The organism is Pedobacter cryoconitis (genome assembly GCF_014200605.1).
In the GTDB taxonomy this organism is placed as follows: Bacteria; Bacteroidota; Bacteroidia; order Sphingobacteriales; family Sphingobacteriaceae; genus Pedobacter; species Pedobacter cryoconitis_B.
In genome coordinates this window covers 1-18,411 of sequence record NZ_JACHCE010000014.1, presented here as the reverse complement: position 1 = coordinate 18,411, position 18,411 = coordinate 1, and the positions used below count along the sequence as shown (strand labels likewise).

4 protein-coding genes are annotated in these 18,411 nt (G+C 43.3%); all 4 read right to left on the bottom strand.

All coding sequences use genetic code 11. The features are described 5' to 3' along the window. Position 1: 1 nt before the first annotated feature. The 4 genes from HDE68_RS25870 to HDE68_RS26610 all read right to left on the bottom strand — a co-directional run bounded on the left by HDE68_RS25870 (position 2) and on the right by HDE68_RS26610 (position 17,248). A complete protein-coding gene (locus HDE68_RS25870) occupies positions 2–979 on the bottom strand; it encodes a type IX secretion system membrane protein PorP/SprF (RefSeq protein ID WP_183885551.1) in 978 nt (325 codons plus the stop codon). 99 nt (positions 980–1,078) lie between these two features. Next, the gene (locus HDE68_RS25865) at positions 1,079–14,755 is read right to left on the bottom strand and encodes a cadherin-like domain-containing protein (RefSeq protein ID WP_183885549.1); all 13,677 of its coding nucleotides are present in this window, start codon (positions 14,753–14,755) and stop codon (positions 1,079–1,081) included. Positions 14,756–15,934: 1,179 nt separating this feature from the next. Beyond that, positions 15,935–16,972, bottom strand: coding sequence for a hypothetical protein (locus tag HDE68_RS25860; RefSeq protein ID WP_183885547.1), 1,038 nt, complete (start codon positions 16,970–16,972; stop codon positions 15,935–15,937). 141 nt (positions 16,973–17,113) lie between these two features. Further along, entirely contained in the window at positions 17,114–17,248 is a 135-nt protein-coding gene (locus HDE68_RS26610) for a hypothetical protein (protein ID WP_260171870.1), read from the bottom strand. Between the last annotated feature and the right edge of the window lie 1,163 nt (positions 17,249–18,411).

Genomic DNA, 18,411 nt, shown 5'->3' with positions numbered 1-18,411 from the left:
TTTAGAAATATCTTGGAGATTTCATCCTTGTATTTTTTGTATTGAAGTAATAACCAATTGATATTTCATGTGTCCCACTGCTATAACCCTGCAATGGGCCTATTGATATATCATACGCATAACCAATACGCAGGGTCTTAGTTGGAAATACCTCGATTGCCGCCACTGCAGAATTTCTGTTGCTCAGGTCTCTTTGCAGATAATCTTTATTATACAATTTCACACCTGTCCGGTAAGCACCACCTACCCATATCCTGTCCATGAAAAGAACAAAAGCATTAATATCCAGACTGGTTGGGCCGCCACGGTCATCCTTCAGCAAAAAAGATGGTTTCAGTAAAATATCCTGTCCTAATGGAATCAAGGTACCTGCTGTTAAATAAAAATGAGGTTTAGGCTGCGGTATAAATGCATAACGGTCTACGTTAATATATTGGGAAATCAGGTTGTCGGCAGAGAAACCGGCAAAAAAACGGTCATCAGAATAATATACACCCACTCTGGCATCCGGCAGCACTGTATTTTGTGATCCGGTTGGCTGATCCGGTTCCTGATCATTAGGGTGTAACAGGGATCCGTCAATCCCTAATTGTACCATACCAATACCCACCCCGAAGGCAAGCCTTGAAGTACCGCTTTCGTTCATCTTAAGGCGGTAGGCATAATTGGCATAAGCAGCCAGGTTGCTTTGAGCACCCAGTTTATCTGCTGAGACCTGTAAAGCCAAACCGACATTACCATCATTTGCATTCGCATCTACGGCTAGTGAAAATGTAGTCGGGGCGCCCTTAATGCCCGTCCATTGGCTGCGGTAGAAACTGTGTAAGTTCAGCTGTTCTTTGTATCCCGCATATGCCGGATTGATATAAATGCCGTTGAACATATACTGGCTAAACTGTGCATCCTGCTGAGCTTTCAGGACTTTGGCGGGAAGGAGCAGGCTAAAGACCAGGACTAATAATAACAAGCTTCTTTTCATACGGGTATAATTAATTCTATTCTTCAATCTGATTGTATTTTTCCGGTTTGTATTTTTATTAACCTCAGGCGGATAATGCCTGCCTGAGGTTTTATACGCTTACTTTTTGAAAGTGCGGATTAAAGTGATGTATCCTTTAAATACCTGCCAGTCTGCATTGCCACCTTTAGGTTTCACGCGGAGCAGATAATAATAAGTACCCTCATTTAAGCCTTCGCCGCTCCAGGTATTCTGGTAGTTTTTCTGTCTGAAGACTTCATTGCCCCAACGGTTGACAATGCTTAATTCATTGTCCCCATACTGGTTTAATCCACGGATCTCAAACACATCATTTGTACCATCACCATTTGGCGTGAACAAGTTTGGAATATTGACCTCGAAGAAATTAAGTGTGATAGATACTGAGGCTACATTAGTGATATAACCATATATATCTTTCACCTGGTAAGTGAAATTATCGGGGCCTGAATAGCCTGGATCTGGCGTATAAGATACTGTACCATCACTGTTCACCACTACTTTGCCATGTAATGGCCGGGTAATGATCACCACTGAGCCTTTATCAAAGCTTGAGTTTCCAGGATTATCATTCGCCAGGATATCGATAACTATAACTGCGTTCGCCTTACCTTCTGCTTTATCATCAATCGCTACAGGCGATTTAGGTACGACTATAACTGTAGACGTATTATTTGTTCCGTTTGTTCCGGATGTAGCAGTTACCTCTCCTCCGGCAGGGGTTTTGGCTCTGGCAGTCGCTGTGTTAGTTACCTGGCCTGCATCTTTATCTGCCTGCGTTAAAGTATAAACGGCAGTTGCAGTCACGCTTGCTCCAGGTATTAGGCCGCTGCCGACATCGACAGTCCTGTTGCTGATACCCAGTTTCACATCACTGAAAGTAACAGGGGTTAAGGTTACATTTCCGGTGTTTGTAAAGGTAAAGGTATAGGTAATCTGGTTTCCGCTGAACGTACCTGTTTTAACAAATATCAATCCGCCAGACGTAGTTAAAGGAGTGACTGTAGGTGTGTCATTTGTTGCATCTGTACCTGAAATATCCGTAGCAGTTGCTCCTGCAGGGGTAGTACCGGTTACCATTGCACTATTGGTCACGTTTCCAGTATTTTTATCTGCCTGGGTTAAGGTATAAACCTGGGTCACGTTTACAGCAGCTCCCGGTGCAAGTCCGGCACCAACAGGTACTGCAAGATTACTGATACCTAATTTTGTATCACTCAATACTACTTTGGTATAAGTTACATTACCTGTATTCTGAATCACAAAAGTATAAGTGATACTATTGCCATCGGTACTGATTATACCAGTTTTAACTAAAGTAACAGCCGGTTTTGAACCAATCACAATTACTGTTGCATCATCTGGTTCAGGAGTATTCGGATCATCAGATTTTGGTTTGTCAACCGGGTTACCTGATGGATCTGTACCTGTTGCACCCGCCTGATTACTGTAAGTGCCAGCGTCTGATTCTGACTGAACCAACGTATGTTTGGCAGTTACTGTTGCACTGGCACCAGGGGCGATAGAAGGAATAGTTGCCGGAATAATACTTCCTGCATCAGCTCCCGGATCTCTCACTACCACATTACTCAAAGTAACGTTACCAGTATTTGTTGCTACAATCGTATAGGTGATTACATCACCAGCCTTAGTGCCTGTATTGTTTGCTACTTTAGTCAGCGTCATTGAGGTATTTCCCGGAGTTAGCGTAATGATGAAAGTCTGCGGGGCAGACTGATCTGTACCGCCATTAGCCGTACCACCATCATCGTGGAGAATAACCGTGACAGTTGCAGTTCCTGTTGCTCCAAAAGCAGGAGTAAAGGTTAAGGTCCCATCAGGGGCAATGGCAGGTTGTGCCGTAAATAATGCATTGTTCGTATTTGTCAAGATGAAGTTCAGTTTTTGAGCTGCTTCATCTGCCGGTCCTGCACTGATACTTGTTGCCCATCCAGAAATAGTTTGTGCGCCTGAATATTGTAACAATACCTGATCAGCACCTTTCACAAACGATGGTGCATCATTGACAGGTATCACAGTTAAGGTTAATGTGCTGATTGCAGAACCACCTTTTCCATCAATTACAGTATAAGTAATTACTGGTACAGGTCCGTTATAATCCGGTGCTGGTATAAAAATATAACTGCCGTCCGTATTGATCGTGATTGTACCAGTTCCGGCAATAACCACCGGGTTACCTGTTGTCTGATTTCCGGTCGTGCCAGCAATTGTAAATGTACTTACACTTAATGCATCATTGTCTACATCTGTCGCATTGACCAGTAGTCCGTTTGCTGCGGTTACTGTGAGTGTCTGATCTTCCGGTAAAGTATTCACATGTGGGCTGGCAACCGGATCACTGTTTACTGTATTGATACCAGCCGAAGCAGTATTGTTAGTCAGTAAAGGATCTGTTTCAGTTCCTGATACCACAGCTGTTGTCAGGTAAGGGCCGCCAGCTACCAGGTTAGCCCGGATGGTTAAAGTAGTCACCCCGCCATTTGTCAGATTACCAATAGTCCATAATCCTGAAGCCGGGTCATAAGTACCTGTGGTTGCAGATTGACTGATTAGCGTATAACCGGCAGGCAGCAGATCAGTTACCTGAACCCCGGATGCATTACTTGGGCCATTATTCGTCACCTGAACGGTAAAAGTAACCGGCTGACCAACTTTTTGTAAGGCCAGGTTCACCGTATTGGTAACCGCCAGGTCAGTCACCACATCTACAGTAGTACTTACCGGAGGTGTCGTTTGTGGTGTTGTACCTGGTTCTATAGGAGTAGCAGTTGCTGTGTTCTGCAAACTGGCAGTTGCCGTTGCAGGCAGGAAGCCAGTCACGCGGACCGTTACCGTATTGGTACTGCCCGCCGGAATATTAGCCGTTACACTAAGATTGTTTGAACTTCCTGTTGCACCAGTTATGATACTGGATGTTCCTCCGGCAGTTGCTGTCCATTTCACATTTGTCAGTGCTGCCGGCACTGCATCAGTAATGACTGTTCCCAGTGCATCACTGATGCCTGTGTTGACCGCAGTGATGATATACTCTACATCGGTTCCTGCAGTTGCATTCGCAGGGCCCGATTTGGTGATTTCAATAACCGGAATCCTGCTTACCGCAGTACTTACTGTAGAAGTCTGAGGTATAACCCCAGGTTCGGCAGGAGTGGCCGTAGCAGTATTTACCAGAGGTGATATGTTATTATTAGAAGGGACATTGCCATTTACGCTGATGGTAATTGTATTTCCAATACCCGCAGGCACATTGGCCACTAAGCTGATATTGCTGGTTGTACCTGTAGCAGGACCTGTAATTGTAGCGGTTCCGGCAGCGGTTGCTGTCCAGTTAACACCTGTAATTGCAGCGGGAACAATATCTGAAATAGCCAGGTTAAGTGCGTCTCCGGTACCTTCATTGTTAACCATAATTAAATAATTGATAGCTGCACCTGCGGCTAATGTCGCAGGTCCTGTTTTAACTATTTTAATCACTGGGTTTCGGGTAATGGCAGTCACAACCGGAGTTGAGGTTATCGGATTAAGCGGATCTTCAACCGCTGTTACAGTCGCGGTATTGGTTATTGAACCACTAAATGAAGGAGCTACAGTTCCATTAATCGTGATAATCAAAGCATCACCTGTACCAGTTGTTAAATTGGCATTGGTTGCAATGGTATTTGAAGTCCCTGAACCTGCTCCGGTAATCACCGTGTTTCCCGTTTGGGTAACCGTCCAGGTTACATTGGTAATATCAGCCTGAACAAGATCTGAAATTGCGGCATTAAGCGCTGTACTTGGGCCGCTGTTGGTTACCCGGATCTGATAGGTGATCCCCTGGCCTGCCTGTAAAGTGGCAGGGCCGCTTTTGGTAACCGACAGGTTAACAACTGGTTTCACTACAGTTGTAACTGTTGAAGTCACCGGGTTAGTACCCGGTTCGGCTGGAGTTGCCGTTGCAGTGTTTGTCAGACTACTGTTTAAGGCCGGATCAATATCACCAGTAATGGTGACACTAATTGTACCCCCCACAGGGACATTGACATTTGCAGCGACCTGGTTGCCCGTACCTGTAGCACCAGAATTAATTACACCACCACTACTGGCAATTGTTGTCCATTGTACATTTTGGATCGCTGATGAAACCACATCTGTTATTGCTGTATTCACCGCATCAGAAGGTCCTGAATTAGTCAGCGTCAGCGTATAAGTTATCTGTTCTCCACTGGCTGCATTTGCAGGTCCTGATTTGACAAGTACCAGTCCCGGAGTTCTGGTTAATGTTGTCGTAACGGTATTAGAAGATACGGCTGGATTACCAGGCTCTGTTACTGTTGCAGAGTTCACAATACCGGCTGTTGCTGAAGAAGGGATATTGCCCGTCACAGTAATTAATACCCTGGCATCCCCTGATCCTGGAATCGCAGCAACCACGTTGAGCGTATTACCGGTTCCGGTAGCACCCGAGGTAATTGCAGCTCCATTTGTAGTCGCTGCAGTCCATTGTACATTCTGCAATATAGCTGGGATCACATCTGTGATGGCTGCTGCTGCCGCATTACTGGGCCCTGAATTGGTTACTTCAATTGTATAAGTTATTGGCAGACCCGGACTTGTTGTAGCCGGTCCTGATTTGCGGATATTCAATGCGGTAACTTTGCTGACAACAGTGCTTACTGTAGGTGAGCTTACCGCCGGATTTACACCTGTTGCTGCCTGGGCAGTATTTGTAAATGTACCGGTGAAAGCAGGATCTACTGTTCCTGTAATATCAATCGTAATGATATTACCTGCACCTTGCGGGATATTTGCAGTAACGGCAGGATTAATCATCGTTCCCGTAGTAGGAACGGAGGTAATCGCAGCAGTTCCTGAGCTGGTTGCTATCCAGGTATAATTGAGTAATTGAGGAGGTATTGCATCAGTGATATTAACTGCCAGTGCATCACTTGGACCGTTATTGCTAACCTGAACCACATAATGTATCTGTTCACCTGCAACAGCGGTCTGAGGTCCGCTTTTCGATACCTGTAAAGTAGGGTTGTTAGTTATAATTGTACTCGCTGTCGATGTATTATTTGCCAGATTATAATCCAGTAAACCTGCTGGAAGAACGATGCTGGCTGTGTTATTGATCGTAACAGGCAGTGTACCTGCAGGAACTTTTCCATTAACTGTAATCAGGATATAATTGCTGTCGTCACCGGCAGGAATAGTCCCGGCTGTTGCTATCGTATTGCCTGTGCCAGAAGTTCCTGAGGTGATCGTCGCAGTTCCGGCAACAGTTGCAGTCCAGTCGCTAACTACTACCTGTGCTGGAACAATATCATTAATTGTTATCCCATTCGCATCTACTGTTCCATTGTTAAATGCCTTTATAGTATAAGAGATGTTTTCACCTGCAGCTATAGTTTGAGGACCTTGTTTCTCCACTCGTAAATCAGTAGACTGATTTACAGAAGTCACAACAGAACTTGAACGGACATTACCAGAAGTAACAGTTACTGTATTGGTAAAGCTTGCGCCAGCAGTTGTTTTTACAAAACCATTAATGGTAATTTCAATAGCATTACTAGTTCCTGCCTCAATGTCTACAGCAGAAAGATTAATGTTATTGCCTGTACCTGTTACTGTAGCCGCTCCATTTATCTTCGCATTATACAATGCTGTCGCTGTCCAGTCTGTAACCTGTACATCTGCAGGGATAGGATCGGCAATGGTTGCGCCTGTTATATTACCCGGTCCTGAATTCGTGACCACAATTTTATAAGTAATCGGGTCTCCGATATTTGCGGTAGCCGGCCCTGATTTAGAAACTCTGAAATCTGGTGAATTGGTAATTGTTGTGGGTACTGTAGCCGTATTATTTCCAGGTTCAGGATCTGGGACCGCACTGTTTGCGGTAGCGGTATTTGGCATCAGAGTATTGTCAACTGAAGCCGGATCTACTGTTCCGGATACCGTCACGATTACTGTTCCGGTAACTGGAATGTCAGCAAGCAGACTTACATTTCCATTCCCATTTGGAACAGATACGGTGGCTCCGCCAGAAGCTGTAGCAGTCCAGACCGGATTGAGAATGCTGGCATTCACACCTGCTGGCAGGTTATCTATAATCGAAGTTGCTGTGGCTGTACTTGGCCCGGCATTAGTAATGCGGAGTTCATATTGTATGGGTTCACCAGCACCAACATTTGCCGGTCCTGATTTTACGATCCTTACATTTGCCGAAGCCGATGTAGTAGTCGTTACCGTACTTGTGCCAGGTGTTCCTGTAACCCCTGCAGGCGGTGTGACCGTTGCTGTATTTGTAACAGCAGTATTCGCGTTGAAAAGTGGGTCAAGATTACCAGTTACAGTGATTTCAAGGGCATCCAGACCATTCGCTTTTAAATTTGCCAGCAGATCTATATTTCCGCCGCCGTTTAACAGGTTTGCTCCGGCAGTACCAGAAGTAGCTACTGTCCATAAAGGGTTTTGAATCGCCGCAGGGATAATATCCTGTACTCTTGCACCTATAACATCACTTGGACCCGCATTATTGACCCTGATCGTATAGGTAACCGGTTTACCGGCTACTGCAGTAGCTGATCCGGATTTAAGAATGAGCAGCTCAGCATTTTTGGTAACCCCGGTAGTTACAATGCTTGAAGTAACCGGGTTATTGCCTGGCTCAGCAGGGGTTACTGTTGCTGTATTTGTGATTGCAGTACCTGTAAAAGCAGAATTAAGCTTACCGGTGATCATCACATTGATATGGTTTGCTGCACCTGCCGGGATATTACCAGTTACGTTAACGGCATTGCCAGTACCAGATGGAGCTGTAACTGTTGCGGCGCCTGTAGTGGTTGCAGACCACGTAACACCTGTTAAGTTTGCAGTAACCTGATCAGTAATTATAGCCGCTACTGCATCACTTGGGCCATTATTGGCGATGGTTAAATTATAAACTACCTGTCCGCCTGCATTTACAGTTGCCGGCCCGGTTTTACTAATAGTCAGGGCATTTTTATGCTGAATTGTTGTATTGACCGTATTGGAAGAAACCGGAGGGATACCAGGTTCGGACGGAGTCGCAGTAGCTGTATTAGCAAGTACCGCATTTGCCTGTGCTGAACTTAATTTTCCGGAAACGGTGATTTGAATATGATTTGCATTGCCCACATTCAGATTTCCTGTTACACTTACATTATTCCCTGTTCCGGCTGCGGTAACTACCGTAGATGTTCCTGCAGGCAAAGCAGACCAGGTTACATTGGTTAGTTGCGCTGGTACTACATCAGTAATCACTAATGCAGTTGCATTAGAAGGTCCGTTGTTTACTGCATTAATTACATAAGTAACCGTTTCACCGGCATTTGCTGTTGCCGGTCCCGTTTTAGTGATGGAAATAGCAGGCGTTTTAGTAATTGTTGTGATAACTGGTCCCGCTGTTTGAGGCACAGTTCCGGTTTCGGCCGGGGTAACCGTTGCGCTATTACTGATATTTGCAGTAGCTGCAGGGTTTACTGTCCCTGATATGGTAATCCGGATTTCATCGGTGCTGTTTCCGCCGATATTACCAGTTACACTTAAAGCCGATCCTGTTCCGCTAGCACCAGCTGTTATTACAGCAGCTCCATTCACTGAAGTTACCCAGGATGGGTTTAGGATACTGGCAGGAATCTGGTCAGTAATTACTGACCCGGTCGCATTGGCCTGACTGATATTTTTTACAGAGATGGTATAAGTGATAGCCTGACCTGCACTTAATGCTGCCGGCCCATTTTTTTGTATAGCTAATACTGGTATGCGTGTTACAGTTGTTGTGGCAGTAGCCGAGGCAGCAGCAGTTCCCGGTTCGGCCGGAGTAACTGTTGCTGTATTGGTCAGTGAGCCGCTAAAACCGGCAGCTACTTTGCCCGTCACTACGATAGTAATATGATTTGCACTACCTGCAGCGACATTTCCATTCAGGTTAATCGTATTTCCTGTTCCGGTTAAGGCGCCAATGATTAATGCGTTACCAGTTTTAGTCGCTGTCCAGCTGACATTAGTCAGTGTTGCTGGTACGATGTCGCTAATAGCCAGGTTTAACGCGTCAGAAGCACTATTGTTGGTAATATCGATCGTATAAGTAATTGTTTCTCCTGCATTGATAGATGAAGGGCCATTTTTAGTGATCGATAGTACTGGTGTTCTGCTCGCAACCGTATTAACTGTAGAAGTTGGTGAAGGGCTGTTTGGCTCAGTCGCAGTTACCGAAGCGGTATTGGATATTGAACCATTGAAAGACGGATCAGCTTTACCAGTAATAGTGAATATTACTTTATTGCCTGCACCAGCCGGTATGCTGGTAATCGCGTCTAATGTATTTCCTGTTCCGGTAGCGCCAGAAGAAATTGTAGCTGTCCCCCGGGTTACTGAAGTCCATGCTGTGGCAATGACGTTTGCAGGGATAGCATCCTGCACATGTGCATTTATGGCATCACTTGGGCCTGTATTACCAACCTCAACGGTATAGGTAATACTACTGCCTGCATTGACTGCTGGAGTAACACTTTTAACAATTGTTAAGCCCGATTTTGAACTTAGCACCGTATTGACAGGTGTCGAAGTTACAGGAGTTGTTCCTGTTTCTGAGGGGGTAGCGGTCGCGGTATTTATGATGGTGCCCGATGCATTGGAAGCTATCGTTCCTGAAACTACAATTTGTACGGTACTGTTGGCGCCAAAATTAGCATTTACACTAACCGCATTACCAGTTCCGGCAGCGCCGCTATTAATTAATGCAGTACCGCCGGTTACATTAGCAGTCCAGCTTACCCCGGTAATTGCAGCAGGAACAGCGTCAGCAATCAATGTATTTAAACTATTTGACGGGCCTGTATTTTTAACATTGATCGTATAAACAACCGTATTCCCTGCTGTAGCAGTAGCAGGGCCGCTCTTGGTTACGGTAAATACTGGTAGTTTTTTAACTGTAGTAACGGCCTGTGCATTGACAGGTGTACTGCCTGGTTCGGCAGGAGTAGCTGTAGCATTGTTGGTTATGGTTTCCGTAAAAGCAGGATCTATCGTACCTTTTACAATAATGACGGCTTTATTAGAAGTCCCTGCTGGAATATTAGCGGTAACATTTACAGTATTTCCCGTTCCTGTGGCGCCGGTAGTCACTGTTGCAGCACCCGTCAGTTGTGTTGACCAGCTTACATTACTTAGCGAAGCAGGAACAGGATCTGAAATTTGTGTGCCCGTAGCATTACTCGGTCCGTTATTTGAAATTTCTACCTGATAGGTGATCTGATTACCAGCTGTAGCTGCCGAAGGGCCTGTTTTGGTGATCACAACGCCCGAAGTACTGGTCACATTCGCATTCACAGTAGAATTGCTTCCTGTTCCTGTTGGTTCAGCAGGTGTAACAGTCGCTGTATTGCTTACATTGCCTGTTGCTCCCGGATCTACTGTACCAGTAATGGTCACTGTTATGGTATTGGCTGCACCTGCCGGGATATTTGCCGTAATGTTCAGGTTATTTCCAGTCCCGGTTGCGCCTGCAGTTATCGCTGCAGTACCGGCTACTGTAGTTTTCCAGCTTACATTTGTTAAGGCTGCGGGTACGATATCCGTAATATTTGCACCAACAGCATTACTGCTGCCGGTATTGGAGATATTCAGGGTATAAGTTGCTGTATTTCCAGCGGTTAAACCTGCAGCTCCCAGTTTTGTAATGGTTAATACAGGTTTGCTGGTTACATTAGTTGTGACCGTTGAAGTGTTATTTCCTGGTGTTGGATCTGTAATTCCCGGAGGGCTGGTTACAGTTACCGTATTGCTGAGTGCTGCGGTTATTGTTGGCGCAATGGTCCCTCTGATAGTTAAAGTTGTCGATTGCCCATTTGCCAGCGTTAAACCTGTCCAGTTCCCGTTTGAACTGGTATAAGTTCCGGCAGCAGGCGTATAGCTTGTTGCTGTAAAACCAGCAGGCAGATTATCTGTAACGTTGACTACATCGGCAGCTGCCAAAGTACTGGAACCATTATTGGTTAAAGTAATGGTATAAGTTAAAGCTTCACCAGCGATACCAGTACCGGGAGTTGATATTTTATTAATACCAAAATCTATAATGCGGTTAATCGGGGTAACGTCTGTTGCTGTGTTTGGTGTCGGATCAGTTGTTCCGGCAGGTGGGGTAACAGTTACAGTATTTGTTATCGACCCGCTTGCGGTTGGTGAAAGATCACCCGTAATAGTTAAAGTAGCTGATTGGTTAAGTGCTAAAGTTAAGCCTGTCCAGTTCCCGTTTGAACTGGTATAGGCACCGGCCGAAGGGGTAAAGCTTGTCGCTGTAAATCCTGCTGGCAGGTTATCGTTTATGGTGACTATATCAGAAGCCAGCAAAGAACCCGGGCCTGTATTGGTTAAAGTGATGACATAGGTTAAAGGTCTTCCGGCGATGGCAGGTTTTGGTGAGCCAACCTTAGTCACATTCAGGTCAATCACGCGGCTGACCGGGGTGGTGATCGTGGATGTATTATTACCAGGTGTCGGGTCAGTGACACCTGTGGGTACAGTCACTGTAACTGTGTTACTTAGTGAACCTGTTGCATTTGCAGCCACTGTTCCTGTGATTAGGAGCGTTGTCGTTTGTCCGCTTGCGAGTGTTAAGCCTGTCCAGTTCCCATTGGCACTGGTATAAGTGCCTGAAGCAGGAGTATAAGCTGTGGCGGTAAATCCGGCAGGCAAATTATCGATGACTTTAATCACATCAGCAGCAATCAGCGAACCTGGTCCATTATTCGTTAAGGTAATAGTGTAAGTTAATGTATTGCCTGTTACTGCCGGGTTTGGCGAAGCAGTTTTACTCACGCCCAAATCAATCACCCTGGTTACTGCTGTAACATCAGTTGCAGTATTATTACCCGGTGCTGGATCAGTTATTCCGGTTGGAGGTGTAACTGTCGCAGTATTTGTCAGGTTTCCTGCCGGAGCCCCTGCTGCTATGGTTCCGGCAATTACTAAGTTTGTACTTTGTCCGTTAGCTAAAGTTAAACCTGTCCAGTTGCCGGTTGAACTGGTATATGTTCCGGTAGCCGGTGTATAGCTTGTGGCTGTAAATCCGGCAGGTAAGTTATCAGTGACGTTAACAATGTCACTGGCTAGTAAACTGCTTCCTCCGTTGTTTTTTAAGGTTAACGTATAAGTTAAAGCTTGTCCGGCTACTGCTGGCTTAGGGCTTGCAGTTTTAGTGAGGCTAAAATCTATTTGTCTGGTTACCGTGGTTGGTGTGGTTGCCGTGTTATTACCAGGGATCGGGTCTGTAGTACCTGTTGGCGGTGTTAAGGTAACTGTATTGGTTAATGTACCTGATGCCGATGGTGAGCTCGTTCCTGCTATAACCAAAGTGGTAGACTGGCCACTGGCCAGAGCTAAGCCAGTCCAGTTCCCATTGCTGCTGGTATAAGTCCCGTTGGCAGGGGTATAGCTTGTGGCTGTAAATCCGGCCGGCAGATTATCCGTTACATTCACTATATCAGTAGTGAGTAAGCCAGTCGGGCCGTTATTGGTCAGGGTAATTGTATAGGTGATTGGCTGACCTGCAATTACAGTCGTTGGATTTGAAGTCTTAGTGACGCCAAGATCTAATACCCTGTTTAATGGAGTGGAGATTGTTGAAGTATTATTCCCCGGCACAGGATCGGTTATACCTGGAGGGGTTGCCACTACAGCAGTATTACTTAAAGGGCCTGTAGCGGTAGGACTAACTGTTCCTGCAATTGCTAAAGTAGTGGACTGGCCACTGGCCAGGGTTAACCCGGTCCAGGTTCCATCGGCACTGTTATAGGTTCCGGTTGCAGCAGTATAAGTTGATGCTGTGAAACCTGCCGGCAGATTATCCGTTACATTAATAGGATCTGTAGCCAGTATCGGACTTGGGCCATTGTTAGTTAAGGTGATGGTATAGGTTAAAGGCTGACCTGCAATAGCTGTTGCAGGGGTAGCTGTTTTGACAACAGCCAGGTCATATGGTGCAATTGGTGTGGTCGTAGCTGTGGCTGTATTGTTACTTGTATTTGCATCGAATTCAGTAGCAGAGACTGTCGCTGTATTTGCGTAAGGGCCTGCGCCGAGTACTTTTGCATTGATGGTAAAAGTGGCTGTTCCGCCTGCGGCAAGATTACCAATAGTCCAGACTCCCGTTGTAGAATTATAGGTTCCAACTCCGGGTGTACTTGGTAAATAAGTATATCCGGCAGGTAATAAATCGTTGACCGTAGCTCCGGTTGAAGGAAATGTTCCGTTATTTTTTACAGTCAGGGTAAAGGCAACGTTGCTGTTTACTCTTGGTGCAGCGACATTTACCGTTTTAGTTATTGATAAATCATTTTGGAGTATAACTGTCCTGACAGTAGAAGTGTCATTCGTCTTATCCGGGTCATTGACGCCGTTTGTTCCTGTGTTAAAAATACCAGTATTTGTGAGGACCCCACCTGGTGGATAGGAGGCTACTCTACCAGTAACCACAAAAGTTCCGGTAGCAGCGGGTGCTAAATTAACTGTCGCACTTGATATCGAAGTAGAAGTAAAACCGGTTGCTGTACTGGCGCTGCCATTAGGCAGAAACTGTACATTTGTAACCTGAAAACCTGCCGGAAGATTATCTTGAAAACTCAAACCATTTAACAATGAATTGGTCTGATTGGTTACGTTCATGGTATAGGTTAACGGATCTCCGATATTTGCAGTTAATTTATCTACGCTTTTAATTATACGTACCCCACCCGGAGTTGTGACGATTAAGTTTCTGATTTCGTGATTATTATATCCGCCACCTGTCGATGAGGCGAAACCAATTTTTAAGAATGCTGGTACTGGAGTAGTAGTGGTCAGCGTATTTTGGAATAACTGAACAAAAGCCCCTGTAGGGCTTGTTTTCCATCGTACCACTACTGAATAAGTATTAGCAGCGCCTGTTGGTGTAATTTCTATCTGAACCCTTCTGTAAAATTGGGCATCTGTAGGCCTTGTTGCAGTAAGAGTCCCATAGCCAATTGCACCTACGCTGGCTCCGGCACGGTAAAGGTTTGATGTAGCAAAAGCAGCTGTTGTCGGCCCCCTTAATACAACCGAATTTGGAGTTTGACCAGGCCCTCCCTGGTTTGAAGAAAAATTACCAAATTCATCCAGGCCGACACCAATATAACCTCCGCTCAAGCCATTTCCTGCTGCGGTTGCAGTATAACCCAGGGATCCTCCGTTGGGGCCTAATTTAAAAGGTGATGTTGCGGCATCAAACAGGAAAACGCCAATTCCATCCGCACCCCCAAATGTTGGATTATCCGGGCGCCATGTTTTATATTCAAAATCGGCTAAAACCCCTAGGGTAGAGGGGAATGATTGGTTAATATAAGCAAAACCAGACTTGGTTAATGCGGCAGGTGTTAGTCTGAGCCATCCCTGATTGACAGGATCTACACCTCCGGATGTAAGTATAGCGTCCGGGCCAATAGTTATGCCAGCTGCAGAACTCCCTTGAAAGGTTTCGGTAATTGTAAACTGGGCACTAGCCCCGATACTCGTCATCAGAAATAACAAAATAAATCCGATCTTTTTGAATTGAAGGTGAAAATCAGATTTTTCCTGAGTATATTTTTGCTCTTTTTCAAAAAAATCTCTGCGATTTAAGCTGTCTGTTAATGATAATTGCTCAACACAAGTAGTAACTTTGCTGATTTTGAAAAAAAAGAAAGAGAGTAGTCGGATGTAGATTAGTTTCATGCTTTACAGATTTTGACATGTAGTAGGTTTGGTTAACCAATAAGAAACTGATAGCTCAGAGATATTGGCCTAATACTTTGGTAAATGATATTAACAGAGAAATGATTTCAGGAGATTACCCCAGAAATCGTATCAGATTAATGCATGTATCCTTTGTATGGATTTTCGGGAAAGAGAAGGGGGGAATTTGAATGTAGATTTTTTTCATACTCAAAGAGCTTTAGGTAAGTTACTTGTGATGATAACTTATATGCTGTGAAGCATATATTTAATTCTTGCCTTTTTTAGATAGTAGAAGATGCGCTAATAGAAACTCATTTTTGAGTTCTATTTTTTGTAGTTTATATAGGTTAGATAACAGTATTGTAATTTTTCCCTTTTAGGAAATACACTTATTTGTGTACTTAAATTCGTACAAAATAGTATAGTATTTATTGAGTGATCAAGAAGTGTGCCGTTACATGGTTGAAATGCAACTGTTTATGTAGTTTTTTTTGTGATTCTCGGGAAGATGACTTCAAAATTTATTGGTTCAGAACTATTTTTGTCAATTTACTCTGAGATTATATTTGTCGTATAAAGATTGTTTATCTGTATTTTTTGACCCTTGTTTCTACATTTAGTTAAGTGTTGAGAATTGGGTTTTTAGCTGTTTAAATGTTTTAAACAATGTATTATTCCAAATAGGAGTGTTTTGTCCGGTAATTTTTAATCTCCGGAAATCGACGTTAGATTTTTGATTTTATGATATTCATAGAGAAATAAATTGTCAATAATAATCATTTCTATTTCGTCAGTATAAATGATAAAAATAAATTTATTTATTTTTAAATGTTGCTTTCATAAGAGATGATTTTTGTTTGATTTTTAATTCATGCGTCCTTTTTAGAAATGTGATTTGTATTCAGTTTAATACAGTTTATAACAAGGAATGAAATTGCGTTTTATGGTTAAAATTCAGATAGGGGTTGCCGGAGATGAGCAGAGATTTTATAAGCAATACAGGATTATTAATTGAGATTTTGTTAGGCTTATTTGATCTCAATTTCGGGAGAGGAAGGGGCAGTCCGTGAAGCGGAATTTTAATAGAGGGCAGATAATTGTGAGTGTGGTTTTTTAATATAAAAAAAAGCCTTTCAGGATTAGCTGAAAGGCTTTTTGAAAAGAGTGGGAAGAGGTTTATTTGATAAGTTTTGATACCAGGTCTTTCAGTTCGTTTATCTGTTGTTGCCGGGCTTTATTCTGTTTGTCAGTTTCTTGTTTCTGCTGGATAAGATACAACGTCAGTTCTTCCACTTTTTTCAATAGCAACTTGTTAATTTCACCTACATTAATACCATTTAATGCAACTTCTTTTTCTGTTGGCATTTCTGGTAAATGATAATGTTTATCGACGTATAATTTTACCTCGTTTAGAGGGAGTAAATTATATTCTGGTTTAAATACATAGTCTGGCCATCCTCCACTCACATTCAGGTCAATCCGGACTTCTTTTGAATGGATAGTGCCATTAACGGTTAATTTTGAATCAGGGGATGTTGTTCCTATACCTACATTACCTCCCTGAAAGGCTAAAACTGAAATGGGTGAGCCATTATGTAACTGAGTAAACCTGTAATCAATGCCATGTTCACCATTGTAATTTGATAATGTTAAATTATAGCCTGCAGTAGAGGGGTCCCATTCCTGCATCGGAACATCTTTGAGCGCAACAGGCGACTTTAATATATGCAGAGGAGCAATAGGTTCTGTTGTGCCTATCCCTACATTTCCAGCCTGGAATGTTAACACGGGTATAGCGATGTCATTGTGACGTTGCGTAAACCTATAGTCAATTCCATGAGGACCATTGTAATTTGATAATGTTAAATTATAACCTGCAGTAGAGGGGTCCCATTCCTGCATCGGAACATCTTTGAGCGCAACTGGCGACTTTAATATATGCAGAGGAGCAATAGGTTCTGTTGTGCCTATCCCTACATTTCCAGCCTGAAATGTTAAAACTGGTATAGCGATATTATTATGCAGCTGTGTAAATCTATAATCAATTCCATGTATGCCGCTATAATTGGATAATGTTAAATTATATCCTTCGGTTGCGGGATCCCATTCCTGCATGGGGGCATCCTTTAACGTAGTTGGAGATCTAAGCACATGAAGCGCAGAGGTTGGATTAGCTGTACCAATACCCACATTGCCTCCTTGAAATGTTAACACAGGAATAGGTAAATTATTATGTAATTGAGTAAATCTATAATCAATCCCATGTGTACTATTGAAAGTTGATAAAGTTAAGTTATATCCTGCTACAGCAGGATCCCACCTTTGTATTGGAATTGCTGAAGTACTTGATGCGGATCAAAGGATATGGAACAGAACCACTGGGTTTGATGTACCTACACCTGCACTTCCTGTTGGAAGTAGTCTGTTGTTTTGTGCATAGGAAGTATAACCCGTTAATGCTATAACGAGTGTTAAGTAAATTTTATTCATGTTATCTGGAATTTTTAATAGCTCAAAGGTAAACTTAAATTGCTTTATAAATATATTTTATGTTATTTTGTGAAATAATTATTGCGTCATAAAATAGTTGGTGAGTTTTTTTTATGAATTCTGAATTATGGGGTCAAGTCATAAACTTGTGGAGCAGGCTCTTTTTAAGCATAAATTTTGACATGCTAAACAGAAAGTCTTTGCTATCAGGGATGCTCTTATGCCTCTGGAAGTTGTGCTGAAAGCTTTCAATTTGCATGGGAATGACTCAGCCGAAACAAAGCCGGGCTGTCAGTAAATAAATTCAAAATAGCTAAATAATCAATCTATATCGGCCGGGTACTGCCCGGGTACTGTCCGGGTACTCGTTAGGGTAAGAGCAGTGTTAAAGTAACGTAAGAGCATGGCAAGTCCAAGTAAAAACAACTAGTTGAAATGACATAGAGTTACTATGCTTAAAGGCTGTTTAAAGCCTGGTGTTACCCCGACCACCACTCAGGCACAACCAAATCATAACCGGATGAAGATTAATGAAATTATAATTTTCCCTTTGACTAACCCATGGACAATTGCGGACAATTGCAGACAGCTGCGGACAATTACGGACATTTTTTACGCATCAGGATAATCTTTAATGCTAATAGCTTACATTGGTGGAAAGGCATTTATTATGGAAAGTTTAACGGGTAAATTTTCAAAGGGAATCCTGGGCGATTTCATTTTTAAAGCAGCAGTTTGGAGTACGGGTTGTTTCAAAAATTCTGTACCGGGCACAATGAAACAGTCAATGGAAACCGAAAAAAACATTAGAGAACTTTCTTAAAAGTAGAAAATATGGAAAAATCAGGATATTTTCTCCTCCTAAGAATTCCGCTGAAGCGGTGACCGATCTCTGATCAAAGTAATCAGGAGTGTTTAATAATGATAAATTGAACTATAAAATCAGGGAGTAATTAGCTTATTAAAGAATCGTAACCATCTGCTTTGAACTAAGAAAATATCAAACTTGAAATTTAATCCCTAATCCACAAGTTTATGACTTGATCCGAATTAAGGTGCTACCTGTTATTGTAACCCTCCCAGAAAATCGGACTGTATAAAAGGCGAAAATTCGTAACTTTAAAACAGGAAGATGAAAAAGTCAGTAATCAGTGAAAGCCAGA